We start from the raw sequence: 257 nt of genomic DNA on the forward strand, positions 1-257 counted from the left end.
TGGCGAGAAGGAACGTCAAGGATTATCTACAAGGACAAGAGGTCAAAATTAAAAAGTACTTCTACGTTCTTCGGCCTATTTTGGCCTGCCAATGGATTGAAAAGCACGGAACCATACCGCCAATGGACTTTACTGTTTTGATGAATGAACTTGTTGCTGAACCCGAGCTGAAGGCTGAAATGGAAACCTTGCTTGAACGGAAAAGAAGAGGGGAAGAGCTTGACCTCGAAGCAAGAATCGATGTTATTCACCAATTC

1 protein-coding gene is annotated in these 257 nt (G+C 43.6%); it reads left to right on the top strand.

Translation table 11 applies throughout. The annotated features are described in order from the left end of the window. The coding region (locus tag SB660_RS21875) for a DNA polymerase beta superfamily protein (protein ID WP_410584538.1) at positions 1–257 on the top strand (257 nt) is incomplete at both ends.

This window comes from Bacillus sp. SIMBA_005 (assembly GCF_046535585.1).
In the GTDB taxonomy this organism is placed as follows: Bacteria; Bacillota; Bacilli; order Bacillales; family Bacillaceae; genus Bacillus; species Bacillus pumilus.